General features: G+C 70.0%; 22 protein-coding genes. 9 read left to right on the top strand and 13 right to left on the bottom strand.

Annotated features, from left to right (window positions below; translation table 11 throughout):
* Positions 1 to 464: 464 nt before the first annotated feature.
* Genes OG943_RS46170 through OG943_RS46160 form a run of 3 tightly spaced genes read right to left on the bottom strand, consistent with a single transcriptional unit; the run spans position 465 to position 3,966 of the window.
* Positions 465 to 959, bottom strand: a complete 495-nt coding sequence (locus OG943_RS46170) for a GNAT family N-acetyltransferase (RefSeq protein ID WP_328607195.1) — start codon at positions 957 to 959, stop codon at positions 465 to 467.
* Between the two features lie 17 nt (positions 960 to 976).
* Entirely contained in the window at positions 977 to 3,253 is a 2,277-nt protein-coding gene (ligA, locus tag OG943_RS46165; RefSeq protein ID WP_328607194.1) for an NAD-dependent DNA ligase LigA, read from the bottom strand.
* Positions 3,254 to 3,264: 11 nt separating this feature from the next.
* Positions 3,265 to 3,966, bottom strand: coding sequence for a hypothetical protein (locus OG943_RS46160; RefSeq protein WP_328607193.1), 702 nt, complete (start codon positions 3,964 to 3,966; stop codon positions 3,265 to 3,267).
* A gap of 85 nt (positions 3,967 to 4,051) precedes the next feature.
* Between OG943_RS46160 and OG943_RS46155 the strand changes: the two genes are divergently transcribed.
* Positions 4,052 to 4,612 (top strand): DUF1349 domain-containing protein, encoded by a 561-nt coding sequence (locus OG943_RS46155; RefSeq protein ID WP_328607192.1) that lies wholly within the window; start codon positions 4,052 to 4,054, stop codon positions 4,610 to 4,612.
* 3 nt (positions 4,613 to 4,615) lie between these two features.
* Here OG943_RS46155 and OG943_RS46150 read toward each other — a convergent pair whose 3' ends face one another.
* Positions 4,616 to 5,653 (bottom strand): methionine synthase, encoded by a 1,038-nt coding sequence (locus OG943_RS46150; protein ID WP_328607191.1) that lies wholly within the window; start codon positions 5,651 to 5,653, stop codon positions 4,616 to 4,618.
* A 133-nt stretch (positions 5,654 to 5,786) separates the two neighbouring features.
* Here OG943_RS46150 and OG943_RS46145 point away from each other — a divergent pair, with 133 nt between their 5' ends.
* The 4 genes from OG943_RS46145 (at position 5,787) to OG943_RS46130 (ending at position 10,002) form a co-directional block, all read left to right on the top strand.
* Entirely contained in the window at positions 5,787 to 6,494 is a 708-nt protein-coding gene (locus OG943_RS46145) for a scramblase (RefSeq protein ID WP_328607190.1), read from the top strand.
* A gap of 105 nt (positions 6,495 to 6,599) precedes the next feature.
* A complete protein-coding gene (locus OG943_RS46140; protein ID WP_328607189.1) occupies positions 6,600 to 7,643 on the top strand; it encodes an MBL fold metallo-hydrolase in 1,044 nt (347 codons plus the stop codon).
* 479 nt (positions 7,644 to 8,122) lie between these two features.
* A complete protein-coding gene (locus tag OG943_RS46135; protein ID WP_328607188.1) occupies positions 8,123 to 8,596 on the top strand; it encodes a GNAT family N-acetyltransferase in 474 nt (157 codons plus the stop codon).
* Between the two features lie 128 nt (positions 8,597 to 8,724).
* Entirely contained in the window at positions 8,725 to 10,002 is a 1,278-nt protein-coding gene (locus OG943_RS46130) for a DUF222 domain-containing protein (RefSeq protein ID WP_328607187.1), read from the top strand.
* 16 nt (positions 10,003 to 10,018) lie between these two features.
* On the opposite strand, the gene mnmA is transcribed toward OG943_RS46130, so the two are convergent.
* The 4 genes from mnmA to OG943_RS46110 all read right to left on the bottom strand — a co-directional run bounded on the left by mnmA (position 10,019) and on the right by OG943_RS46110 (position 15,574).
* Positions 10,019 to 11,110: a tRNA 2-thiouridine(34) synthase MnmA gene (gene mnmA / locus OG943_RS46125; protein ID WP_328607186.1), complete on the bottom strand. Its 1,092-nt coding sequence runs from the start codon at positions 11,108 to 11,110 to the stop codon at positions 10,019 to 10,021.
* Between the two features lie 3 nt (positions 11,111 to 11,113).
* The gene (locus OG943_RS46120; protein WP_328607185.1) at positions 11,114 to 12,310 is read right to left on the bottom strand and encodes a cysteine desulfurase family protein; all 1,197 of its coding nucleotides are present in this window, start codon (positions 12,308 to 12,310) and stop codon (positions 11,114 to 11,116) included.
* Between the two features lie 64 nt (positions 12,311 to 12,374).
* Positions 12,375 to 13,739, bottom strand: a complete 1,365-nt coding sequence (locus tag OG943_RS46115) for an MFS transporter (protein WP_328607184.1) — start codon at positions 13,737 to 13,739, stop codon at positions 12,375 to 12,377.
* A gap of 548 nt (positions 13,740 to 14,287) precedes the next feature.
* Positions 14,288 to 15,574 carry a helix-turn-helix transcriptional regulator gene (locus OG943_RS46110; RefSeq protein WP_328607183.1) on the bottom strand — a complete coding sequence of 429 codons (1,287 nt, stop codon included), beginning with the start codon at positions 15,572 to 15,574 and terminating at the stop codon, positions 14,288 to 14,290.
* A 154-nt stretch (positions 15,575 to 15,728) separates the two neighbouring features.
* On the opposite strand from OG943_RS46110, the gene OG943_RS46105 reads away from it, so the two are divergent.
* Positions 15,729 to 16,637, top strand: coding sequence for an NADP-dependent oxidoreductase (locus tag OG943_RS46105; protein WP_328607182.1), 909 nt, complete (start codon positions 15,729 to 15,731; stop codon positions 16,635 to 16,637).
* A 329-nt stretch (positions 16,638 to 16,966) separates the two neighbouring features.
* On the opposite strand, the gene OG943_RS46100 is transcribed toward OG943_RS46105, so the two are convergent.
* The 4 genes from OG943_RS46100 to OG943_RS46085 form a co-directional block, all read right to left on the bottom strand.
* Positions 16,967 to 17,944, bottom strand: a complete 978-nt coding sequence (locus tag OG943_RS46100; protein ID WP_328607181.1) for a lysophospholipid acyltransferase family protein — start codon at positions 17,942 to 17,944, stop codon at positions 16,967 to 16,969.
* The gene (locus OG943_RS46095) at positions 17,941 to 18,723 is read right to left on the bottom strand and encodes a GNAT family N-acetyltransferase (protein ID WP_328607180.1); all 783 of its coding nucleotides are present in this window, start codon (positions 18,721 to 18,723) and stop codon (positions 17,941 to 17,943) included. The genes OG943_RS46100 and OG943_RS46095 overlap by 4 nt, the downstream gene beginning before the upstream one ends.
* 151 nt (positions 18,724 to 18,874) lie before the next feature.
* Positions 18,875 to 19,834: an electron transfer flavoprotein subunit alpha/FixB family protein gene (locus OG943_RS46090; protein WP_328607179.1), complete on the bottom strand. Its 960-nt coding sequence runs from the start codon at positions 19,832 to 19,834 to the stop codon at positions 18,875 to 18,877.
* Positions 19,835 to 19,860: 26 nt separating this feature from the next.
* Positions 19,861 to 20,646 (bottom strand): electron transfer flavoprotein subunit beta/FixA family protein, encoded by a 786-nt coding sequence (locus OG943_RS46085; RefSeq protein ID WP_328607178.1) that lies wholly within the window; start codon positions 20,644 to 20,646, stop codon positions 19,861 to 19,863.
* A gap of 243 nt (positions 20,647 to 20,889) precedes the next feature.
* Between OG943_RS46085 and OG943_RS46080 the strand changes: the two genes are divergently transcribed.
* Positions 20,890 to 21,729: a DegV family protein gene (locus tag OG943_RS46080; protein WP_328607177.1), complete on the top strand. Its 840-nt coding sequence runs from the start codon at positions 20,890 to 20,892 to the stop codon at positions 21,727 to 21,729.
* On the opposite strand, the gene OG943_RS46075 is transcribed toward OG943_RS46080, so the two are convergent.
* Positions 21,707 to 22,132, bottom strand: coding sequence for a hypothetical protein (locus OG943_RS46075; protein ID WP_328607176.1), 426 nt, complete (start codon positions 22,130 to 22,132; stop codon positions 21,707 to 21,709). The genes OG943_RS46080 and OG943_RS46075 overlap by 23 nt on opposite strands.
* A 53-nt stretch (positions 22,133 to 22,185) precedes the next feature.
* Here OG943_RS46075 and OG943_RS46070 point away from each other — a divergent pair, with 53 nt between their 5' ends.
* Positions 22,186 to 22,956: a class I SAM-dependent methyltransferase gene (locus tag OG943_RS46070; RefSeq protein ID WP_328607175.1), complete on the top strand. Its 771-nt coding sequence runs from the start codon at positions 22,186 to 22,188 to the stop codon at positions 22,954 to 22,956.
* Entirely contained in the window at positions 22,953 to 24,467 is a 1,515-nt protein-coding gene (locus OG943_RS46065; protein WP_328607174.1) for a glycoside hydrolase family 57 protein, read from the top strand. The genes OG943_RS46070 and OG943_RS46065 overlap by 4 nt, the downstream gene beginning before the upstream one ends.
* Positions 24,468 to 24,496: the final 29 nt, after the last annotated feature.

The following is a 24,496-nucleotide window of genomic DNA, read 5'->3' as shown; positions in this document are numbered from 1 at the left end:
CCGCTGAGGGCGACCAGTAGCCAGCAGCCACCACTAAGACGGCGGCGCCAATCGGCCGTCGCCGCCAAATGACGACCGGTGCCCAGCCCTCGTCATGGGAAGGCGAGGAGCGTGCCCGGCCCTCGCCGCTGGACGGCGAACAGCACCCAGCGATCACTATTGGGCGACAAGCGCCAGCCAGTCGCCGCCGCTGGAGGGCGAACCCAGGTCGTGGCATGACCATCAGCTGACGAACGCGGGATTCAGGTACCTGCGTGCGCGTCGCTCCTGGACGGCAACGGTTCGCGCATCGCCAACGAGGGGCGACAGCAGCCGGAAACTCGCAATCCGGCAACTGGCGGCTACTGCGCCGGCAACAGAATCGCGGCAACGCGTAGCCACTAGATGGCAAAGCGGACACCCCGCGCAGGAGATGGTGCCGTTGCCGACAAGCGGCAGCCAAGCCGCTCAGGGGCGGCAACGCGCTACAGGTCGTAGCCGTATGCGATCAGCGTGGTATCCGGGAACGGCTGCCAGTCTCGTTCCGGGAGCCGGTGGAAACCGATGCGCTCGTACAGACGGTGGGCGGTCCGCATGCGGTCGAGGCTGCACAGCACGACCCGGCCGGCACCCAGCTCACTCGCGCGCCCCAGCACGGCACGCGTCAGGGCCTCGCCGATTCCGCGCCCCTGCGCCGCGGTCGCGACCGCCAGCATCCGGAACTCCAGCTCACCCGGCCGCGAGATCTCCGCGTACTTCGTGCCCGGGTGCACCATCGCGACGGAGCCGAGCAGTTGCCCGGAAACGTCCACGGCGGCCAGCAACTCGGTGTGCTCCGCGCGACGGGAGACGTCGCGCAGTTCGTCCTCGTAGCCGACATCCTCCACGAGTAGGCCGCCGAGCTGGTAGGCCTCGACCGTCACCTCCCCCAGCGCGGCGAACTCGTCACCGCGCGGCGGCCGGATCTCGTAATCAGCCATCGTCCCTGCCCCGTCCCTCAGACTGCATCTCCAGCGGCCGCTCCAGCCGAACCGGGCTCCGAGCCCGCGTCCGGCTTCGAATCCGTGTCCGGCTCAAGGCCCGAATCCGCACCGGAATCGGAACCCGGCTCAGCCCCGGAATCAGCCTCGGCCTCCTCGTCGTCACCAGTCGGCAACGCCATCTCGACCGCCGCCTCCGGCCCGCGCTCCAGTAGCACCCGGAACCCGCCCTCGTCGAGTACCGGCACCTTCAGCTGCACGGCCTTCTCGTACTTCGACCCCGGCGATTCACCCGCCACGACAAACGCCGTCTTCTTCGACACCGAGCCCGCCGCCTTACCGCCTCGGGCCATGATGACCTCCTTGGCCTCGTCGCGGGAGAACCCGTCGAGCGAGCCGGTCACCACGATGGAAAGCCCTTCGAGGTGACGCGGGATCGAGTCGTCGCGCGCCTCCTCCATCCGCACGCCGGCGTTTCGCCACTTCTCGACGATCTCCCGGTGCCAGCCCACCTCGAACCACTCCTGCACGGCGTGGGCGATGGTCGGGCCGACGCCGTCGACGTCCGCGAGCTCCTCCTCCGACGCGTCCTCGACGCGCTGGATCGAGCCGAATTCGCGCGCCAGCGCCTGCGCCGCAGTGGGCCCGACGTGGCGGATCGACAGCGCGACGATCACCTTCCACAGAGGACGATCCTTCGCCGCGTCGAGGTTCGACAGCAGCTTGTGCGCGTTCGCCGACAGCTCGCCCGCCTTGGTGCGGAACAGCTCCACCTCGGCGAGCGATTCCTCGCTCAGGTCGAAGACGTCGCCCTCGTCCGCGACCACGCGCGCGTCCAGCAGCGCGACGGCCGCCTCGTAGCCGAGCACCTCGATGTCGAACGCGCCGCGCCCAGCCAGGTGGAACAGCCGTTCCCGCAGCTGTGCGGGGCAGAAGCGGGTATTCGGACAGCGGATGTCCTTGTCACCCTCCTTCTGGTAGGCGAGCTCGGTGCCGCACTCCGGGCAGTCCGTGGGCATGACGAACTCGCGTTCGTCGCCCGTGCGCGCGTCGACGACCGGGCCGAGCACCTCGGGGATCACGTCGCCCGCCTTGCGGATCACGATGCGGTCGCCGATCAGGACGCCCTTGCGCTTGACCTCTTCCTGGTTGTGCAGCGTGGCCCGAGCGACTGTGGAGCCCGCGACCTTCACCGGCTCCGTGACGGCGAACGGCGTCACGCGCCCGGTGCGGCCGACGCCCACCTGAATGTCCAGCAGCGTAGTGATGGCCTCTTCCGGCGCGTACTTGTACGCGATCGCCCACCGCGGCGCGCGCGACGTGGTGCCCAGCCGGCGCTGCAACGAGACCTGGTCGACTTTGATCACGACGCCGTCGATCTCGTGCTCCGCGTCGTGCCGGTGCTCGCCCCAGTACGCGATGTGGTCGGTGAGCTCCTTGGCCGTGTGCAGCACGCGCGTGTGCGGCGAAACCGGTAGACCCCACGCCGCCAGCGCGTCGTACGCGTGCGACTGCGTGACCGGCTCGAAGCCCTCGCGCTTGCCGAGACCGTGGCAGATCAGCCGCAGCCGCCGGGACTTCGTGACCTTGGGGTCCTTCTGCCTCAGCGAGCCGGCGGCCGTGTTGCGCGGGTTCGCGTAAGGCGGTTTGCCCGCCTCGACCATCTTCGCGTTGAGCTCCAGGAAATCCTCGACGCGGAAATAGACCTCGCCGCGCACCTCGACCAGCGCCGGCACCGGGAACTCGTCGGAGCCGGCCAGCGTGTCCGGGACCTGCTCGAGGGTGCGGATGTTCAGCGTGACGTCCTCCCCCGTGCGGCCGTCGCCGCGGGTGAGGCCACGGGTGAGCTTGCCGTTCTCGTACAGCAGGTTGATCGCCAGGCCGTCGATCTTCAGCTCCGCCAGGTACTCGGTGGCGCCGATCTCCTTCTCCACGCGCTCGACCCAGGTGATGAACTCGTCGGTGTCGAAGACGTTGTCCAGGCTCAGCATGCGCTCGAGGTGATCGTGCGCGGTGAACTCGGTGGAGAACGTGCCGCCGACGTTCTGTGTCGGAGAGTCCGGCGTGACCAGCGCCGGGTGCTCGTCCTCGATGCCCTGCAGCTCGCCCAGGAGCGCGTCGAACTGGCCGTCGGAGATCAGCGGCGCGTCCCGCACGTAGTATTGGAACTGGTGCCCGCGGATCTCCTCGGCGAGGGCGGCGTGGCGCTCACGCACGTCGGCGGGGACATCGGTGACGTCCTCGGCCGCCTCGGCGGGGGCGGCCAGCTGGTTCTGGGGAAGGTCACTGCTCACGGGTGGTAACCCTAGTCGGAGGCACCGACACTTTCGCCCGGTCGCTCGTCCAGGCCCCGGACCAGCTCGCGGAGCTCCAAGAGGCTGATCGTGCCCTCGGGCTCGGCCGACGCGGTCTCGACGCGGCGCAGGCGTTCGGCGGCCAGCCGCTCACCCAGCGTGGCGTCCAGCGGGAGGAAGGTCATCGTGGTGCGGGCCGCGTCGTCCAGCTCGGCCAGCATCGGGTGGTAGATGGCGACGTCGACGACCTGGTCGTCCACCTGCGCCACCACACGCACGTCGGCCAGGCTGATCCGGTGCTCGCCAAGGTTCACCGTCACCTCGGTCGGGTCCGGCACCGGCGGGACGGAGTCGTGGTACTCCCAGATGGCGTCGTCCGGCGGGGCTGCGGCCTTCCACGCGTCGGTGTACGGGCGCAGCTCCGGATCCTCCTGGCCGCTGATGACGAGCGCGTAGATCGCTCGGCGGCCACGCTCCAGCGCGAAGTGCAGCCGCGGGTGCAACGCCTCGACCAGCAGGCACAGGTCGTGCTCGAAGCGCTGCGGTTCGCGGTCGCCCAATGCCGCGCTGAGCAGCGGGAGCATCTCGAACCAAGCCTGCCAGAACTTCACCGCCGCAGCTTCGGCGTCGGCGGGCACGGGCCGGTCAGGCCACGGCGTGCGCGGGTCGGGCAGGTCGGAGCCGCTGCTTTGACGGCGGCGGAACAGGCGCATGATCGGCAAATCCCCGTTTCGGTCGGTCCCCGACACGCTACAAGTTCGGCGTCTCCTCCGTCCGCGGGTTGGCAGACTCGGCGTCATGGACGCATTCGGCACCACCGGCTGGCAGTGGCTGAACCCGCCCGCGGACTTCACCGCTTCGGACGACCTGGTCGTCCGCACGGCTCCGGACACGGACTTCTGGCGCACCACGCACTACGGCTTCGTCCGCGACACGGGTCACGCGCTCGGCCGCGCGGTTTCCGGCGATTTCACGGCCACTGCGACGTTCTCCGGCGAGTACACGCACCTTTACGACCAGGCGGGCCTGCTGCTGCGCGTCGACGAGGCGACGTGGCTCAAGACGGGCATCGAGTACGTCGACGGCGAGCAGCTGCTGAGCGTCGTGGTGACGCGGGAGGTGTCGGACTGGTCGGTCGTCTCGCTGCCGACGTCACCCACGTCGGTGACGATCGCCGCCGAGCGGACCGGGGACACGGTGACGGTGAAGTACGGCCTCGACGGCGCCCAGGCGACGCGGATGGCCCGGCTGGCATACTTCCCGCCGGACGCGCCCGTGTTCGCCGGCGTGATGGCGGCGTCGCCGCAAGGACCGGGCTTCAGCGCGCGCTTCGACTCCTGCGTGATCACTCCCGGCTGACGCTCACCAGGTCTCGGGCGGCTCCAGGAACGCCTTCCCGACGTCGCGGACCAGCGCGAGCGCGGTGCGCATCCACTCCGGCGTCGCGCCCGCCATCCCGCACGTGGGCGTCGGGACGGCGCGCTCGGCCAGGATGTCCCGGCTGAAGCCGAGGCGGTCGACGAGTTTGAACGCGGGCGCGGCGACCTCGCGCAGGGTCAGCGGCGCGCCCGGGTCCGTCGCCGGCACGAGGCCGAGGAACAGGGCGGTGCCGCTGTCCCACGCCTCGCCGATCTCGTCCAGGAAGGCGGCGGACGAGCCGCTGAGCAGCGTGAAGTCGAACGCGATCGCGTCCGCGCCGGCCGCACGGAGCAGCGAGATCGGCGGCCTGGGCGCGCAGCAGTGCACGACCACGGGCTGGTCGGTAATGCGGTGGATGCCGTCGATCACCGTCGACAGCAGGTCCCGCGCCGCCGGCTCGGGCACGGCCGAAACGTTGCCGTAGCCGGACGGCGTCGAAAGGCCACCGGCGAGCACGGCGGGCAGCGATGGCTCGTCGAGCTGCACGACGACGGGCGCCCCGGTCCGCGCCGTCAGCTCGCGGACGTGCTGGGCCAGGCCGTCAAGCAGCGACGACGTGAAGTCCCGCAACGCGCCGCGGTCGGTGAGGACGCGATGCCCGCGGGGCAGTTCGATGCCCGCCGCGAGGGTCCACGGGCCGGCGATCTGCGTCTTGATCACGGGCGGCGTGACGCCGGCTTTCTCTTTGGCCTCCTGGATCGCGTCGAGGTCCCACTGCAGCAGGTCGCGTCCGCGGCGGTGCTCGTGCCCGGGATGCGCGGCGACGCGATAGCCGCTGGGCACAACCTCGACGGCGAGGTCGACGAGCAGGGCGGCGGTGCGGCCGAGGATGTCCGCGCCGACGCCGCGCGCCGGGAGCTCGGGCACGTGCGGGAAGTCGGGCAGCTCGCCGAACACCACCGCGGCCGCTTCGACCGGGTCCATCCCCGGCATCGAGCCGATCGCGGTGGCAGCGCCCGCAGGCCAAGCTCGTTCAGTCACGACGGGGATTCTCGCCGAGCCGGCCGCGGTGGGCCCCACCGGGCCGCTCGCGAGCACGGGCAGTAGCCGGACATTCGCCGCATATCCCTTTGCCAGCACCGAATTCGCGAGGACCGAGATACCCTGGACTGCCATGACGAGTTCCGCGCCGCCACCGCCGGGCAGGTTCCCCGACGAGGTGAATCCCGATCGGCCCCACCGGTGGGACGGCGAGCCACGGATCCCCGAGCGGCGCTCGCCCGGCCGCTCCTACGGCGGCACCCTCTTCACCGAGCCGGTACTGGTGGTCAGCCGCCGGCCCGAGACCTTCGAGACGGCCGAGGAGTACGGCGTCTTCGACCAGCACGGCACCCGCGTCGGCGGCGTCGCCGACGTCAGCCAGGGCTTCCTGCACAAGGCCGCGCGCCTGCTGCCGAAGTACGACCAGTACGTCACCCACAAGTTCGAGGTCCGCGACGCCAACCACAGCACCGTCCTGAAAGTGGCGAGGCCGGCGAAGGACCCGCGCCCCCGCTTCCTGGTGACCCGCGCCGACGAGACGCCGATCGGCGAGATCCTCCGCGAACCCGCCGCCGGGGAGTCCCGCTTCACGTTCGTCGTCGGCGGAAGCACCATCGGCACGGTCATCGCCGCGGACTGGCGCACGGGCGACATCGCGATCAAGAACCAGGCGAACACCGAGGTCGCCCGCGTCCGGCAACCACCTCCCGAACCGGCGAACAGCCTGCCCGCGCACACCTACGTCGTCGAAATCCCGCGCCAGCTGCCGGAACCGCTGGCCAGCATGGTGGTCGCGACCACCCTCACGATCGACACCGCACTCGCCCGGGCCATCACCTGACCGAGTGACCGGTCTCTCATCCCGGTCAGGTGGACACCGGGGCGATAACGGCCCAATGTGAGGAAAAGGCCGGGACAGTGGAGTCCTGTCCGGACGGAGGTCGCCGTGGAGCCGTTGCCCGAAGACAGCAGCCGGAACTGGGCAGAGCCTGGCGTCTACGAAGTGGCCGCCGGCGTCTACCGCATCCCGCTGCCGTTGCCGAACGACGCCCTCCGCGCGGTCAACGTCTACGCCATCACCGACGGCACGAACCTCGTCCTCATCGATTCCGGCTGGGCCCTCACCGAAGCCCGCCAGCTGCTCGCCGACGCGCTCAAGGGCATCGGCGCCGAACTCGGCGACGTGCGCGAATTCCTGATCACCCACGTCCACCGTGACCACTACACGCAGGCAGTGGCCCTACGGCGGGAGTTCGGCAACAAGATCTCCTTGGGCCAGCTGGAAGAACCATCCCTGAAGGCTTCGGCCAACCCGGACCAGTTCCCGATGCAGGCCCAGATCGATCTGCTTCGCCGCAGCGGAGCCGACGCCGTCATGACCGCCCTCGGGCAGCTGTTCGGCGGCTCGCTACGCCACACAGAGGCGCACCTGTGGGAAGACCCCGACGAGTGGCTCACCCCTGGCCGCCGCGCCGTGCTGCCGAACCGTGAGCTCGACGTGGTCCAGACCCCCGGCCACACCAGCGGCCACGTGGTCTTCGTCGACGGTGCCGCCGGCCTGCTCTTCTCCGGCGACCACGTGCTCCCCCACATCACCCCGTCGATCGGCTTCCAGCCGGTCCCCGCCGAGTTGCCGCTGAACGACTACCTCGACTCGCTGAAGCTCGTCCGCGCACTCCCCGACCAACGCATGCTGCCCGCCCACGGCCCGGTCTCCGACAGCGTGCACACCCGGATCGACGAGCTCCTCGAACACCACCGGCAACGTCTCGAGACGATGGCCGCCCAGGTGGAAGCCGGGGCCACCACCGCGTACGACACCGCGAACCGGCTGGGCTGGACGCGGCGAGGCCGGAAACTGTCCGAAATGGATGCCTTCAACCAGATGCTGGCCGTCCTGGAAACCAGCGCTCACCTCGACCTCCTCGTCTCGCAGAACAAGCTCGTTGCCCAGCAGGTCGACGGGGTTCGCCACTACAAGACCACGTAGTCGCGCGAGCCCTGCCGAGCACATCCACAGCTGCCATGAGCGCAGTCGCCATTCAGCGACGAACAGCGTTGGACGATCGACGCCGTACTGACGATCAGAGCAAATCTGCCCAGACAACACCGAGACGCTCAACAGCGATCGTCCGGACGTTCTTCGAGAAACATCCGCGGCACTCGAAGACGGGCCAAGGTCTCTCTCATCGTCGCCGAAGGCTGCAACGAGAAAGCTCCGCACCGGCCAGCCGACCGGTGCTTCACGACCCGACAAGGCGCGGCGCGCGGTCACCCGGAACGAGTGCGCGATTCGCCGCGGAGTGACCACAACCCTGTTCGCCTGGGTGATCGACCAAGTACGCCGACGCAGCTGCCAGCGGCCGCACCTGGAATCCGGCCTCACACCCCGGACTCACGAACCGCTGCGCGCTTCGGCTTCGACCTCGCCTACCAACGGTTCACCCGATCGCTGGAATACTGGCCTCCATGTCCGACATCGAAATCAGGAAGGCCCGCCGCGACGACATCGAGGCGATCGTCCGGATGCTCGTCGACGACCAGATCGGCGCCACCCGGGATTCGACCGCCGACCTCTATCCGTACTTGCGGGCTTTCCAAGCCATCGACGCGGATCCCAATCAACTCCTGGTTGTCGCGGCCTCGGACGACGAACCAGTCGGGACTCTGCAACTGACGATCATCCCCGGCCTCGCCCGAAGCGGCGCGCTACGCGGCCAGGTCGAAGCTGTACGCGTCCGCCGCGATCATCGAAGCGCCGGCCTCGGCGGCGACCTGATGCGATGGGCGATCGACGAGGCAACGCGCCGCGGCTGCGCGCTCGTCCAACTCACCTCGGACACATCGCGCACCGGCGCGCACAAGTTCTACGAGCGACTCGGCTTCGTCGCGAGCCACACTGGCTTCAAGCTGAACCTCCAACCTCCTCATTCATCCACTTAGGACAACAATCTCGCCCCGAATCTCCACCGTGCCAGAACCGCGGGGCGACGACAAGGGAATGTCACGAGGGGACCTTTCGTGCCATTCTTTTCGTGCCAACGCGCCGAGTCGTGCGTATGGTCGCCGACATGAACCACCCGGAACTGCCGAAGACCGGCACCGAAAAGACCACCGAAACAACCGATCTGGCCTTCCTGCTACGCGCGATGCAGACGAACCTCGACATGTTCGAGCACCTACATCCGGAACAGCTCATGCAGGTCGCCCGAAGCGCGAGCTCGGAGATAGCGCGCCTGCAGGCACTGCAGCTCCATTGCCTGGCCGGCTTGCGGAGACGAAGAGCGGACCACCGCGAACTCGCCGCCGAAATAGCGTTGGCCCTGTGCATCACCGACAACCGGGCCGGCGCGATGATCTCCGCGGCGGAAGCCCTGACCAACCGCCTCCCACGGACGTTTCGCTTGATGGACAACGGATCCCTGGATCTCTACCGCGCCATGAAGGTCACCGACGGCACGCTGTGGTTGTCGGACCACAACGCGCGGCTCGTCGACATCGTCCTCGAAGGAAGGCTTTCGGACAAGAACCCCACTCAGATTCGCAAGGCCACCACGTACGCCGCTATGAAGGCCGATCCGGAAGGCGCGGCGAACCGTGCCCTACGGAGGCGAAGCGAACGCAGGGTCGCGCTGCACCAACAGGATGACGGTGTTGCGCATCTGTCCGTCGACAACGCACCAGCTGAGAAGGCCAACGCCGCCTACCTACGTATCGACAAGATCGCGCGCTCACTCCAGACGGGCAACGAGAAGCGCACCCTCGACCAGCTCCGCACGGACGTCGCGCTCGACCTGTTGCTCACCGGAAAGGGTGGCACCAGCGAACGGACGGAGGTCTATCTCTACGTCGATCTGCAGACCTACCTCGGTCTCAACGACAGCCCTGCCGAGCTGGCCGGCCACGGGAACGTCCCGGCCGAGATCGCCCGCCACATCGCGACCGGACCGGACACCACGTTGCGACGGCTCATCACCGACCCGCTCAACGGACAGGTCATCGAGGTCGGCAAGTTCCGCTATCGGCCAAGCGTCAACGTCAGCGAATTCGCACGAATCCGAGACCGCGAGTGCCGTCACCCCGGCTGCTCACGGCCGGCGCAGGGATGCGCGACTGAAAACACCGCGGCGGAATCGGCCAAGCCTGGGTCCGACGCCGACAGCACGTTGAGCTACTGCCTTCGGCACCGGCGTCTCAAGAACCGCGTCGATTGGGAGTACAAGGTGCGCGCTGACGGGAAACTCGTGGTCACCACGCCGACCGGGCAGACAGTCGAAAGCATCCCGCGGCCGCTGCACGAGCCGCGGCCCAGCTCCGAACAGCTCGGGGAGACAAGGCTGGGCGCCTAATCGCCGGGCTGGCTAATCAGCGCGTGCTGGAAATCTTCGCGCTGCCCAGTACGAGGTCGCCGGACTCACTGTCGGGCCGGTAGAGGACGACAACCTGCCCCGGGGCGACGCCGCGCAACGGCTCGCGCAGCTGGATGCTGACCCGCTCACCCTCGGTCTCCGCGACCGCCTCGGCGATGCCTCCGTGCGCTCGCACCTGGACGACGCACTCGGTCGGACCGTCGAGCGCCTGGCCACTGGGCCAAATCGCCCGGTCAGCTTCGATCGCATCGATCCCGAGCTCAGCGGACGAGCCGACCTTCACCGTGCCCGAAACCGGCTCGAGCGAAAGGACATACCGCGGACGCCCATCTGACGCCGGAGCTTCGATGCCCAGCCCCTTACGCTGTCCGACCGTGAAACCGTGCACACCCGTGTGCTGCCCCAGCACGGCGCCGGTCTCTGCGTCAACCAGTTCCCCGGGCCGCTGTCCGAGCCGGTTCTCGAGGAACTTCTTCGTGTCGCCGTCGGGGATGAAGCAGATATCGTGGCTGTCCGGCTTGTTCGCCACAGAAAGCCCACGCTGCTCAGCCTCCGCTCGCACCTCGGACTTCCACGAGTCGCCGAGGGGGAACATGGCGTGGCTAAGTTGCTCCGGGGTCAATGAGGCCAGCACGTACGACTGATCCTTGCCCTCGTCCGCGCTGCGCCGAAGCTTCGGTTCGCCGTCCACAACGGCAAGGCGGGCGTAGTGGCCAGTCGCTACAGCATCGAAGCCGAGCGCCATCGCCTTTTCCAGCAGCGCCTCGAACTTGATCTTTTCGTTGCATGTGACGCAAGGGTTCGGGGTACGGCCGGCGGCGTACTCGCCGACGAAGGTCTCGACGACCTCTTCGGTGAAGCGCTCGGCGAAGTCCCAGATGTAGAAGGGAATGCCCATGATGTCGGCAGCGCGGCGGGCATCGTGCGAATCCTCGATGGTGCAGCACCCGCGAGAACCCGTCCTCAGCGTGCCGGGTTTGGCGGACAGTGCCAGGTGCACACCGACGACGTCGTGCCCGGCGTCGACCGCACGCGCGGCTGCGACCGCCGAATCCACTCCTCCGCTCATAGCGGCCAGTACCCGCATTGCTTACACCTCTTGCTTCTGGGTCTGCTTGCGCATGCCGGCGAGTCCCGCCTGCCGGGCCCGCGCGACGACTCCGCCGATCTCGCGCGCGAGTGCCGTCACATCATCCAGTGTCGACGTGTGGCCAAGCGAAAATCGGAGGGAGCCCCGCGCGGCGGCCGCGTCGGCGCCCATGGCGAGCAGCACGTGGCTGGGCTGGGCGACGCCGGCGGTGCACGCGGAGCCGGTGGAGCATTCGATTCCCTTGGCGTCCAGCAGCATCAGGAGGCTGTCGCCGGCGGAGCCGGGGAAGGTGAAGTGGGCATGTCCGGGCAACCGGTCACCGGAACCGCCGTTGAGGATGGCGTCCGGCACCTCACGGAGGACAGCTTCGATCAGCTCGTCGCGAAGCTTCTCGACACGGGCCGCGTACTCCCCGCGGGCTTCGACGCTCGCTCGGACTGCCACCGCGAAACTGGCGATCGCCGGGACGTCGAGGGTGCCAGAGCGAACGCTCCGCTCCTGGCCGCCTCCGTGGAGTACCGGTACGCACGCGGTGTCGCGGCCGAGAAGGAGTGCGCCGACGCCGTACGGGCCGCCGAGCTTGTGGCCGGTGAGGGTCAGCGCGGCCGCGCCGCTCTCCGCGAAGTCGACAGGGACGGCGCCGACCGCCTGGACTGCGTCGGTGTGCAGCGGGATGCCGAACTCGGCGCATACAGCGGCCAACTCGGTGATGGGGTTGATGGTGCCGACCTCGTTGTTGGCCCACATCACCGTTGCGAGGGCGACTGTCTCGGGCGCCGAGCCAATGGCGGCGCGGAGGGTGTCCGGCGAGACCCGGCCCTGGGTGTCGACCTCGAGCCAGGTGATCTCGGCGCCACACTCGGCCTCGAGCCACTCGACGGTATCCAGGACGGCGTGGTGCTCTACGGCACCGCACAGGATGCGGCGGCGCTCGGGCTGCTCGCCGTGGCGGGCCCAGAAGATGCCCTTGACCGCAAGGTTGTCACTCTCCGTGCCGCCGCCGGTGAAGATCACCTCGGAGGGACGGGCGCTGAGGGCGGCCGCTATAACCTCGCGGGACTCTTCGACCACCCGGCGCGCTCGCCGTCCTGAGGAATGCAACGCGGAGGCATTGCCCACGGTGGACAGTGCCTCAGTCATCGCCGCCACGGCTTCGGGCAACATCGGAGTGGTCGCCGCATGGTCGAGATAGGTCATCGCCCCTTCAGGGTAGTCCGCTCCAGCCGGTGACGAAGCCCACCCTGGCCGCCGAAGTGGCCTGTCACACCTTCCGCGGCCAACGGCTGGTCAGGCGAACTCCCAGCGAGGTGAGCAGGACGAGAGCAGCGCCGAGGATCGCCATCGCCGCTGAAGGGTGGACGGCGGACGCGACCACGGCGAGGAGCACGCCGCCGAGGCCGATCAAAAGGGCCGAGCCGACCCAGTCCGCGAGCTGCATGGCGGAGGTGTTGAAGCCACGTTCGCCCTCGGGCGAGTACCTGAGCAATAGGACGGAGATCGCCGGCATCGCGATGCCCATGCCCGCGCCGCCGACCGCGCAGATCACGAACGCGAGCCAGGCCGGGAACCAGGGCTGCGACACCAGCACGAAACCGACCAGGCTCGCCGCGACCAACGCGAAGCCGGTGCGCAGGGACGCTTCGCGGGACCAGTCGAGGAATCGGCCCTGCAGCGCCGACCCCGCCGACCAGCCCAGCGCGGTGATCGTCAGGGGCAGGCCGGCCAGCGCGGGACCGTAGCCGTGGACGGCGCTCATAGTGAGCGGCAGGTAGGCCTCCATGCCTGCGTAGGCGCCGGAAAGCAGAGCCCGGGAGGCAATGACGGTCGGCAGGCCAGGACGAGCGGTCAGCGTGCCGGCGGGGAGGAGCTTCCTCAAGGCGGCAGCCAGGGCGACGAGGCCCACGGCGCCGTAGGCGATGGCAACCGGTGACGGATGCTGGGCGGCCCAGCTCAGGGCCGCGACACCCAGCGCGGCGACCACGGCGGGGACCACACCGGCGCGTCGGGCCGTAGCCGTCGGCACGTGTGCGGGCAGGCGGCGGGCCACGACGACGAGCAGGGCCACCCCGATCGCGACCAGCGGGCTCAGACCGAGGAACACCCACCGCCAGCCGATGCTGACGGTGATCAGGCCCGCGACGAACGGGCCGACCACGGCGGGCAAGACCCAGGCCGCGGCGTTGGCGGCGTAGATGACCGGGCGTTCACGGTCAGTGAACGTCGCGGCGATCAGCAGCGACACCGCGACCAGCAGGAAACCGGAGCCGAGGCCCTGCAGCGCGCGGCCGGCCAGCAGCATGGGCATCCCGTTGGCCGTGCCGGCGACGAGCAGGCCGGCGGCGAAGAGCACCGGTCCGGCCATCAGCGCGGGAACCGGGCCACGGCGGTCACCCATGCGGCCGGACAGGACCGTCGCCACCACGCTGGCGATCAGGAACGTGGTGAACGGCCACGAGTAGAGCGCGAGGCCGTGCAGGTCCGCGACGAGAGTCGGCATCGCGGTGGCCACGCCCATGTTCTCGAACGCGACCAGCGTGACCACCAGCAACAGACCGATCGTGGTGAGCCGATGCTCGCGGCTCCACAGGACGCTTCTTCGGGGCGGGGCGGTGGTCGTCCGGGTCATGATCGTCAGCGTGCAACCTCCAGTGCGGTGAAGGTCAATGCGCCGGGTGGGCTAGCGGGCTGAGGTGATCCGGTTTGTTCCGTGGGCAAGGGCTGTATCGCGGAAATGGGCGGTGGAGGGGTGGCTTCTGTCGCTCGGCAAATATCCGTGCGCTTGGTTTTGACCTGGACGGGCGTCGGCCAGGGGGACGGCTCAGGTGGCGTGACGCGACCTAAGGGTGAGCGTGGTGCGGGTGATCTTGGGAGACAGCGGGTTACACAGGACAGCGGCTTCGCGGCACAGCAGCTGGAGTGACCTCCCCAGTGGTGCGGCGGAACAAATCAGCGCCCAGCGCGACGTGGTCCGGCGCGTAGAGAATCCTGCCATTTGACCGGCAAGTCGAGCGAAGAGCAGGACCCGCGCAGGTCTGACGCGCCGGAAGCCGAAAGCCAGTCACAAGCCCTGTAGCCAGCGCGTGGAGCGGGGTTACGAAGCAGCCGCCCGGGGCCACGCACGCAGAGGTTCCGCGGCGCAGCGACCAGCAGCAGGCCTCACGCCGTCCGGTGCACTCACGCCGTCCGGTGCACCGCGACCGGCTCCAGTCGCAGGTCGTGGGCGAGGGCGGCGGCCTGGCCGCGGGAGGTGACCTCCAGTTTTTCCAGCAGGTTGCGCACGTGGAACTTCACCGTGTGCTCGCTCAGCTGCAGCCGACCGGCGATCTGGCGGTTGCGCAGCCCCTCCGAGATGCCCGCGAGCACCTCCAGCTCACGCGCGTTCAGCCGGTCCAGCGGACGCAGCTCGGGCGGATCGGCGGTGGTCAGCGGCAGAGCGGCGGTGATCGTCGTGCCCCAGCCGGGGACGGTGTCGACCTCCCAGTGGCCGCCGAGTGGGGTGATGCGCTCGGTGAGGCCCGGGGCGACGACGACGTCGGGGGCGTCCGGGCCGTCGTCGCGGACGGTGATGCGGAGGGCTGGGCCGTCGAAGCGCCAGGAGGCACGGACACGGGCCGTGCCCGGGCGGTCGAGCGCGGCGATGACCAGGCCACGCGTCACCGTCCGGGCGGTGTGCGCGATGTCCTGCGGCAGCCGGCGGTCCTCGACCGGGCCGACCAGGTCCACCGCGACATCAGCGTGGCCGACGATGGGCGCGAGCTGCTCCGAGAGCACCGTGAACGCAGCGCGAGCGGACTCCGCCGACAACACTTGATCACGTTCCGTCACCGCACGGAGGTCAACGAGGGCGCGAGCAGCCAGGTCCGTCGCGGTCTGACGGGCGGCGCTGTCGCCGAGCCGGCCGGAGCGGAGGACCGAAAGCAGCGCGACGAGCGTCGCCGCGTGCGTTTGGCCGAGGTCCGTCACGGTCTGGGCGCGTGCGGTCGCCGCGGCGAGGCTCGTGGCAAGCACGTCGGGGCCCGGGTCAGCGGCCCGCTGGCCGGCGTCCGTGCAGGACAGGTGCCACAGACGGGCGGCGAGGTCGAGCTCACGCGCCGACGGGAGGTCACCCTCCGGAACCACGACAAACATCGCCCCGTTGCCGACCGCCGGCCGCGAGGTCAGCAGGACCAACGTCCGCTCGACGCCCGCCAGCACCCCCTCGACGACCGCCGCCTCACCCACAACGCCCAGGTCGGCGAGGTGTTCCAGCTCGGTGCTGGTCACGGCATCCGTCACGGTCGTATCGCCGGTGACCTTGAACGGGCTGTGCGGGCAGTCGCCGGTCTGCATGGCCGCCGCACGGTGCGGCAGCACGGCCGCGAGCTCACGCGAGAACCGGGGCAGCAGCTCGGGCCGGGGCGCCGAGATGATGCGCGTGACAACGTCGAGCACATGAGCTGGATCGGACCAGGATTCGTCCATACGTCCACAGTAAGGGCGTGCGCGGTGCGCCCGGCTACTCGTCCGGCTAGTGAACACTGCTCGTCCGAGCGGTTCGGCTGGCGGCCGGGAGCAGTTGACTCTAGGCAGGACGTTCGACCGAAGCGTCCTGAACCGAAGGAGAGTACGAACCCCCATGCGAGCCATCACCTTCGCCGAGTACGGCGGGCCGGAAGTCCTGCGGCTGAGCGAGGTACCGGCGCCCGAACCCGGCCCCGGCCAGGTCCGCGTCGCCGTCCGCGCGGCCGGCGTGAACCCCATCGATTGGAAGATCCTCAGCGGCGGCATGAGCGAGGACAAGAAACCGGACGGCGAACAGATCCCGGGCATGGAGGTGGCCGGGGTCGTCGACGCGGCCGGTGACGGCGCGGCCTTCGCCGTCGGCGACGAGGTCTTCGGTTGGTCGGCCACTGGCGCGTACGCCGATTACGCGCTGGCCGAGGAGGTCACGCGTAAGCCGTCGAGCCTGTCCTGGGCGGACGCCGTCGCGTTGCCGGTGGCCGGCGAAACGGCGTTGCGCGTGCTCGGCCTGCTCGGCGTCAAGTCCGGCGAGGTGCTCTTGATCCATGGCGCGAGCGGCGCCGTCGGACGGTTCGCGACGCAGGCGGCCGTCGCCCTCGGCGCGACCGTCCTCGGCACCGCCGGCCAGCGCAACCTCGACGAGGTCAAGGCGCTCGGCGCGATCCCGGTCCTGTACGGCGACGGCTGGCCCGAACGCGTCCGCGAGGCGACGGACCGTCCCGTCGACGCCGTCTTCGACGCTTCCGGCCACGGCGTGCTGCCGGATTCCGTCGAACTGCTCGGTTCGAAGGAGCGACTGGTCACCATCGCGGACCCTGCCGCGTTCCAGCTCGGCCTGACGTTCTCCAGCGGCCGTGACGACAACGGACCGCGCACGGAGGTGCTGGACACGCTCCTGGAGCACGTCCAGCGTGGGCTGCAGATCGCCCACGGGAAGAGCTACCCCCTGGCCGACGCGGCCGCGGCCCTGCGCGAGAGCCAGGACGGGCACCCGGGCGGGAAGATCACTCTCGCCGTTTCCTGACCACGCCGACGCCGGGGACGGCTCGCCCGGCCGAACGAGGATTCGGCCGGGCGGCGGGACCGCAGGCAGAACGGGGCCTCGGTGAACGGCCGGGCAGGCGGACGGATTGTGGGATGTGGGAGGGCCGCCCGACGGGGTGCGCACGGGAGCGACTGAACCGACCACCGGATGGAGTGCCGGGTGGACCGCCGGTCAGACAAACCGCCAGTCACGCGGGCCGCTAGGTCACGCAGAGGCCGCTAGGTCACGCGGGCCGCTGAGTCAGGCCGCCGGTCACGCATGCCGCTGGGTGAGGCGAGACAGACCGCCTGGACACACAGGCCCGCCGGTCAGACAGTAGGAGTGGTGTCCGGACCAACCGCCGGAGCAACCGCCACCCGGACGGTCGAGTGGGTAACCGACGTAGCCGCAGGAGCAACCACCGAACCCACCACGCGCAGGGTGGCCGGACCGGTCGTCGCCACCAGGCGACGGCGTTGCGGCGGGATTCGGACCGTTCCGAGCGCCGAGTGCACCGAGGCCTCCGCCAGTTCGGCCAGCGATCGCCGGTCTTCGGCGCGGCCCGGGGCGATCTCCGGGCAGACGTGGACCTCCAGGACCAGCCCGCGGAGCGCGGCCACGCGGCGCAGCGACGCGATGAGCGACTCCGGGCCGACGAATGCCGGGCGGCTGGTCTCGCGGCCGTCCGACAGGCGATAGCGCAGCGCGACCGGGCGGACGGGCACGCCGCCGTCGATGGCGGCCTGGAAGGTGGCCGTCGTGAAGCGGCCGGAGGCCAGGCCGCACCACGTGGTGCCCTCCGGGGTGACGTTGACGAGCGAGCCGGAGCGCAGTGCGTCCGCGAGTTCCGTCATCGTGCCGGGCAGCGTCCGCAGGCGAGTGCGGTCCAGGAAGATGCTGCCGCCGCGGCGGACCAGCGTGCCCAGGACCGGCCAGCCGCCGATCTCGACCTTCGCGAGGGCGCGCATCGGGCGCAGCGCGTTGATCGCGACGATGTCCAGCCACGAGATGTGGTTGTTCACCACCAGCGCGCCGCGGCCGGCGGGCGCGGCGAGGAAGTCCGTGCCGCCGTGCACGGCCAGCTTCACCCCGAAGGACCGCAGCACGGCGCGGAAGATGGTGCGCACCAGCAGTTCCCGGCCCCGGCCGCGCAGCACGAGCAGCAGCGGCGCCGTCAGCAAGGCCGCCACCACTACCGAAATCGCGCAGCCGAACCGCAGCACCCGGCGCGGGAAGGCGACCGTCGGCCCGTCCTCGGTGAGGCAGCCGTCGCCGCACGGCGACGTCGGCATCCAGGCGTGGCTCACGACTGGACCCCGAGGAAGAACTTGAGGTACCGCTCGTCCACCTGGTGCAGGTCGAGCAGCACGAAGAAGTCCGCGACGCCGAAGTCCGCGTCGAGCGCGGGCGGGCCGCAGACCTTCGCGCCCAGCCGCAGGTAGCCCTTGATCAGCGGCGGCAGCACCGCGCGGTCCGGGCGCTCGACGCCGTCGACCTGCCACGGGTGCAGCGGCGACACGCGAGTGGTCTCGTCCGAATAGTGCTTGGCGCGCACCAGGTCCCAGACGCCCGCGGCGTAGCTGCCGCTGCCCGTCAGCGGGACGGAGGCGCAGCCGGCGAGGTAGCGGTGGCCCGAAAGCAGCATGTAGCGCGCGATCCCGGCCCACACCAGGCTGACGACGGCGCCGCTGCGGTGGTCCGGGTGCACGCACGAGCGGCCGGTCTCGACGAGCGACGGGCGCAGGCCCGTGAGCGCCGTCAGGTCGAATTCGCTGTCGGAGTACAGGCTTCCGGCCTGCGCGGCGCGCTCCGGCGGCAGCATCCGGTAGCAGCCGACGATCTCGCCGGTCCGGTCGTCGCGCACCACGAGGTGGTCGCAGAACTCGTCGAAGTGGTCGACGTCCAGACCGGGTTCCGGGGAATTGAGGTGCGCGCCCATTTCCTCGGCGAAGACCTCGTACCGCAGCTTCTGCGCGGCGACCACTTCTTGGTTCCCGTGGGCGACAAGGAGGGAGTAGCGCGGTGCGTCTGCCGGAAGCTCGGCACCGGCCTGATCAGTGCTGACGAGGAGCTGTGACGACGTCATGGTCAAGGTTTACCCGCCGCCCGGAAACCGCGGAGAGTGCGAATCGATGACCGATCAGTGCACGTTGAGTTAATTGAGGGTTTTCTCCCCCGGCCCGGAAACGCCGAAGGCCGCCAGGGCGGGCCCTGGCGGCCTTCGGAGCGGGAAAACGTCAGCCCTTGCGCTTCTCGACGGCCTCGGTCAGCTGCGGCGCGACGTTGAACAGGTCGCCCACGATGCCGAAGTCGGCGATCTCGAAGATCGGGGCCTCGGCGTCCTTGTTGACGGCGATGATCGTCTTCGACGTCTGCATGCCGGCGCGGTGCTGGATCGCGCCGGAGATGCCGAGCGCGATGTACAGCTGCGGCGACACGGTCTTGCCGGTCTGGCCCACCTGGAACTGCGCCGGGTAGTAGCCGGAGTCGACCGCCGCGCGGGAGGCGCCCACGGCCGCGCCGAGCGAGTCGGCCAGCTTCTCGACGACGTCGAACTTCTCCGCCGAGCCGACACCACGGCCACCGGAGACGACGATCGACGCCTCGGTGAGCTCCGGCCGGTCGCCGCCGACGAGCGGCTCGACGCCGGTCACCTTGGCGGACTTCGCCGGGTCCTGCTCCGGGAGCTCGACGGTCTCCTCCGCCGCCGCGCCCTCGGCCGCCTCGGCCTCGACGGCGCCCGGACGCACCGAGATCACCGGGGAGCCCTTGGCGGACTTGGACTTCACCGAGAACGCGCCACCGAAGATGGACTGGTCCACGGAGCCGTCGGCGTTCACGCCCACGGCGTCGTACAGCAGGCCGGAGCCGAGCCGGACGGCGACGCGAGCGGCCACCTCCTTGCCCTCGGCGCTGGCCGCTACGAGCACGGCCGCCGGCGAGACCTGCTCGGCGAGCTTCGCCAGCACGTCCACCTTCGGGGTCACCAGGAAGCCGGTAGCGGCGTCACCCTCGGCGACGTACACCTTGGCGGCGCCGTGGCCGGCGAGCGCGTCCTTGGCCTTGGCGGCGGTGCCGGTCGGGCCCACCACCACGGCGGACGGCTCGCCCAGCGCGCGGGCCGCGGTCAGCAGCTCGAGCGTGACCTTCTTGACATCACCGTCGACGTGGTCGACGAGGACGAGTACTTCAGCCATTTTCGAATCCTCCTCGAAACCGTGTCTCAGATGAGCTTCTGCGCGACCAGGTACTCGGCGACCTTCGTGCCGCCGTCGCCCTCGTCCTCGGCCTTTTCGCCCGCGGTGCGCGGCGGCTTCGGGGAGGACTCGACGACCGAGGACCACGCGTTGGCGAGGCCGACCTCGCCCGCGTCGATGCCCAGGTCGGCGATGGTCAGCGTCTCGACCGGCTTCTTCTTCGCGGCCATGATGCCCTTGAAGGACGGGTAACGCGGCTCGTTGATCTTCTCGCTGACGCTCACCAGCGCGGGCAGGCTCGCCTCGAGGTGGGTGATGCCGTCCTCGGTCTCGCGGTCGGCCTTCACCGTGGTGCCCTCGACGCTCAGCTGGCGCACGTAGGTCAGCTGCGGCAGGCCGAGCAGCTCGGCGAGGATCGCCGGCACGGCGCCGCCGCGGCCGTCGGAGGCCTCGTTGCCGGCGATGATCAGGTCGTAGCCTTCGACCTTGCCGATCGCGGCGGCCAGCACCTTGGCGGTGGCGATGGCGTCGGAGCCGTGCAGCGCCTCGTCGGAGACGTGGACGGCCTTGTCGGCGCCCATGGACAGCGCCTTGCGGATCGCGTCGGTGGCGCGGTCGGGGCCGACGGAGATCACCGTGACCTCGCCCTCGCCCGCCTCCTTGATCTTCAGGGCCTCTTCGACGGCCTTCTCGTTGATCTCGTCGAGCACGGCGTCGGCTGATTCACGGTCAAGGGTGTTGTCGGCACCGGAGAGCTTCCGCTCCGAGTAGGTGTCCGGTACCTGCTTGACCAGGACAACGATCTTCGTCATAGGTCTTCTTCGACCTCCCGGTAGGGGCCGGCTTTCGGCCGCGGGACAGTGCTCTACTGGCCGGTAGATTAGGGCCATTCGAGCGACAGGACCCGCTGAGGTGACGGCATTCACCTGGATGAGCAATCTATTGGGACCATAGTCCCGGTAGTCGGTCGATTAACTCTCCCAGCACACCGCTCGCCCGATCGGAGCAACGGTGGGCTACAGGCAGTAGGCCGATAGGCACTAACCTCCCCCACCATGTCCGCGCACATCGCCGTAGTCACCGACTCGACCTCGTGCCTGCCCGATCAGCTCGCCGCCCGCTGGGGCATCGGAGTCGTGCAGGTCCAGCTGCACGCCGGAGACGTCACGGACGACGAGCACCGGTTCGATCGCGGCCAGCTCATCGACGCCATGAAGGCCGGCCGGCCGGTCACCACGTCACCACCCGATCCGGGCGCCTTCTTCTGGACCTACCAGGACGCCGCCTCCAGCGGCGCGTCGGCGATCGTGAGCATGCACATCTCCGGCCGCCTCTCCGACACCGTCCAAGCGGCCCGCGAGGCCGCGCAGCAGGTCCGAATCCCCGTCCACATCATCGACAGCGGCACGGCCAGCATGAGCCTGGGCTTCGCGTCGGTGTCCGCCGCGCGCGTCGCCGGCGCCGGCGGCCAGCTGGAGCGCGTGCTCGAAGCCGCCGAACGACGCGTCCGCGGCTCCACCGAACTGATCTACGTCGACACCCTCGAGTACCTGCGCCGTACCGGACGGGTCGGCGCCGCCCAGTCACTGCTGGGCAACGCGTTCTCGATCAAGCCGCTGCTCACTGTCCGCAACGGCGAAATCAGCCCGCTCGCCCGGGTCCCGGGGACGAAGAGGGCCATGAACCGGCTCGTCGAACTCGCGGTGAAGGCCGCCGGCGACCGGAAGGTGGACCTCGCGATCACGCGGTTCGGCTCCGACGAACGCGAGGTCGTCCGGCGCTTGAAGGAAGAGATCCCGGACGTGTCCGACGTGGTCGTCGGCGACGCCAGCACGGTGATCGGGGCCCACGTCGGCCCCGGCGCGATGAGCATCACGGTGTCGCCGGTGAACTGACCCGCCGGCCCGGCAGGAGCAGCGCCACGGCCGGGAGCACCAGGCTCGCCGCCAGGGTCGCGATGATCAGTATCTGGTCGAGCTGCCCGAAGTGCGACAGGTGGCCGAGGTGGTAGACGAAGTGCGGCAGAGCGAACAGCAGCGTCGCCACCGAGGCCAGCCTGGCGACGGCTGTGGTGCCGATCACGGCGGCGCCGATCAGCGTCGCGGCGAGGGCGAGGTTGAGCCCGCCGAAGTCGCGGATCAGGTGCTCGTTGAACGGGCCGTCCATCGAGACCCAGCCTTGCCGGAAGCCGGGAAAGTCCTGGTAGAAGCCGGTCGGCGTGATCAGTGGCCAGAGCCCCGGCACTCCCTCGAAGACGCCGAGCAGGAGCAGCAGTACGCGAGTGAGGGTTCGTTGCATGGCCGAGGAACGAGACGGCCGTGCGGAACGTGACACGCGCTAGGGTCGCGCAGGTGACCACCCCAGCCACCCGGGCCGAGGCACTCCACCTCACCGGCGAACGAACCGTCCCCGGCATCCCCGAGGAGAATTACTGGTTCCGCCGCCATGAAGCCGCCTATGCCGCGCTGCTCCCCCACTGCGCCGGCGCGACGGTGCTGGAGGCGGGCTGCGGCGAGGGTTACGGGGCGGGCCTGATCGCGACGCGGGCGCGTCGGGTGCTGGCGCTGGACTACGACGTCCCGACCACGGAGCACGTCGCCCGCCGCTACCCGGACGTCACGGTGGCGCGCGCGAACCTGGCGTACCTGCCGCTGCGCGCCGGCTCGGTCGACGTGGTGGCGAACTTCCAGGTGATCGAGCATCTGTGGGACCAGGCCGGGTTCCTCGCCGAATGCCACCGTGTGCTGCGGCCGGGCGGAAAGCTGCTGGTCACCACACCGAACCGGCTCACCTTCACGCCGGACAGCGACACGCCGCTGAACCCGTACCACACGCGGGAGCTGGCACCGTCCGAATTGGACAGTCTGCTGCGCGCCGCGGGCTTTGACGTCGAACTGCTCGGGCTGCACCACGGCGCGGGCCTGCACACGGTGGAACGGCGTCACGGCGGCTCGATCATCGACGCGCAACTGGACGTCGTGATGGGCGAACTGCCCGGTCAGGCCGTCTGGCCCGAGGCGTTGCTCGCGGATGTCGCCGCGGTCCGGGCGGAGGACTTCAGCGTCCACGCCGACGACCTCGACGCCAGTCTCGACCTGGTCGCCGTGGCGGTGCGCGCGTGACCTCGACCGAGCACGAGGGCACGTTCTGCCTGGTCCTGCACAGCCACCTGCCCTGGTTGCCGCACCACGGCAGCTGGCCCGTCGGCGAAGAATGGCTCTACCAGGCGTGGGCGCACTCCTACCTGCCGATGATCGACCTGCTGCGCCGATTCGCCGATGAGGGGCGACGCGACGTGCTGACCCTCGGCATGACGCCGGTGCTCGCGGCCCAGCTCGACGACCCGTACGCGATCAGCGCCTGCCACGACTGGCTCGGCCACTGGCAGCTGCGCGCGCAGCACGCGTCGACGCTGTGGGGCGGCGACCCGCTGCTGCGCGAGCTGGCCGCCGCGGAGTACCGCACCGCCGTTCGCGCGACCGAGGACCTGGAGTCCCACTGGCGGCACGGGTTCTCACCGATTCTGCGGTCGCTTGTGGACAGTGACACGATCGAGCTGCTGGGCGGGCCGCTGGCCCACCCGTTCCAGCCGCTGCTCGACGAGCGCGTACGCAGCTTCGCGCTGCGCGGCGGCCTCGCCGACACGGCGTTGCGCATCGGGCACCGGCCGGAGGGCATCTGGGCGCCCGAATGCGGCTACGCGCCGGGAATGGAGCAGGACTACGCCGCCGCCGGCGTTCGCCGTTTCCTGGTCGACGGCCCGTCCTTGCGCGGCGACACCTCGGCGGCCCGCACGGTCGGCGGCTCCGACGTCGTCTGCTTCGGCCGCGACCTCGAGGTGACCTACCGCGTCTGGTCGCCGAAGGCCGGCTACCCGGGCCACGCGGCGTACCGCGACTTCCACACGTGGGCGCACGAGGTGGGTCTGAAGGCGTCGCGCGTCACGGGCAAGCAGGTGGAGCCGCAGGACAAGGCGCCGTACGACCCGGCGCTGGCCGCGGACATGCTCGGCCTGCACGTCAAGGACTTCGTGGACACGGTCGTCACGCGGCTGCGCTCCCTGCGCGCCGAGCACGGCCGGGAGTCGCTGGTGGTCGCGGCGTACGACACGGAGCTGTTCGGGCACTGGTGGCACGAGGGTCCAGCCTGGCTGGAGGGCGTGCTGCGCGCGCTGCCCGAGGCGGGCGTGCGCGTGACGACGTTGAAGGGCGCGCTGGACGCGGGCCACCTGGGCGCGCCGATCGACCTGCCCGCTTCGTCGTGGGGTTCCGGCAAGGACTGGCGAGTCTGGGACGGCGAGCAGGTCGCGGACATGGTGCGGGACAACACCGCGCTGCAGACCCGGCTGCTGGACCTGGTCGCGGGGCTCGACCGGTCCGCTCGCGACACGGTGGCCGACCAGGCCGTCGCGGAGGCGATGCTGGCGTTGTCGAGCGACTGGGCCTTTATGGTCACGAAAGACTCCGCCGCCGACTACGCGCGCCGCCGCGCCCACGTGCACACCGAACGCTTCGACACGCTCGCCGGGCTGCTCCGCGCGGGCAACCGGACACGCGCCGCCGAACTGGCGGCGGAATACCGGCGCGACGACGGGCCGTTCGGACATCTGGACGCGCGGGCACTGCTGACCTAGCCGCATTGCCGCGCGAGCGACATCGCCGC

Source organism: Amycolatopsis sp. NBC_00345 (genome assembly GCF_036116635.1).
In the GTDB taxonomy this organism is placed as follows: Bacteria; Actinomycetota; Actinomycetes; order Mycobacteriales; family Pseudonocardiaceae; genus Amycolatopsis.
The sequence above is the reverse complement of the archived record's forward strand: the minus strand, read 5'-3'. Positions and strand labels throughout refer to the sequence as shown.

Coding starts and splice junctions, on each gene's coding strand:
- OG943_RS46135 (WP_328607188.1), top strand. CDS start 8,123: ATGTCCGACATCGAAATCAGGAAGGCCCGCCGCGACGACATCGAGGCG.
- OG943_RS46090 (WP_328607179.1), bottom strand. CDS start 19,834: ATGGCTGAAGTACTCGTCCTCGTCGACCACGTCGACGGTGATGTCAAG.
- OG943_RS46110 (WP_328607183.1), bottom strand. CDS start 15,574: ATGGACGAATCCTGGTCCGATCCAGCTCATGTGCTCGACGTTGTCACG.
- OG943_RS46085 (WP_328607178.1), bottom strand. CDS start 20,646: ATGACGAAGATCGTTGTCCTGGTCAAGCAGGTACCGGACACCTACTCG.
- OG943_RS46120 (WP_328607185.1), bottom strand. CDS start 12,310: ATGACCTATCTCGACCATGCGGCGACCACTCCGATGTTGCCCGAAGCC.
- OG943_RS46075 (WP_328607176.1), bottom strand. CDS start 22,132: ATGCAACGAACCCTCACTCGCGTACTGCTGCTCCTGCTCGGCGTCTTC.
- OG943_RS46095 (WP_328607180.1), bottom strand. CDS start 18,723: ATGACGTCGTCACAGCTCCTCGTCAGCACTGATCAGGCCGGTGCCGAG.
- OG943_RS46145 (WP_328607190.1), top strand. CDS start 5,787: ATGACGAGTTCCGCGCCGCCACCGCCGGGCAGGTTCCCCGACGAGGTG.
- OG943_RS46130 (WP_328607187.1), top strand. CDS start 8,725: ATGAACCACCCGGAACTGCCGAAGACCGGCACCGAAAAGACCACCGAA.
- OG943_RS46080 (WP_328607177.1), top strand. CDS start 20,890: ATGTCCGCGCACATCGCCGTAGTCACCGACTCGACCTCGTGCCTGCCC.
- OG943_RS46105 (WP_328607182.1), top strand. CDS start 15,729: ATGCGAGCCATCACCTTCGCCGAGTACGGCGGGCCGGAAGTCCTGCGG.
- OG943_RS46115 (WP_328607184.1), bottom strand. CDS start 13,739: ATGACCCGGACGACCACCGCCCCGCCCCGAAGAAGCGTCCTGTGGAGC.
- OG943_RS46155 (WP_328607192.1), top strand. CDS start 4,052: ATGGACGCATTCGGCACCACCGGCTGGCAGTGGCTGAACCCGCCCGCG.
- OG943_RS46160 (WP_328607193.1), bottom strand. CDS start 3,966: ATGCGCCTGTTCCGCCGCCGTCAAAGCAGCGGCTCCGACCTGCCCGAC.
- mnmA (WP_328607186.1), bottom strand. CDS start 11,110: ATGCGGGTACTGGCCGCTATGAGCGGAGGAGTGGATTCGGCGGTCGCA.
- OG943_RS46170 (WP_328607195.1), bottom strand. CDS start 959: ATGGCTGATTACGAGATCCGGCCGCCGCGCGGTGACGAGTTCGCCGCG.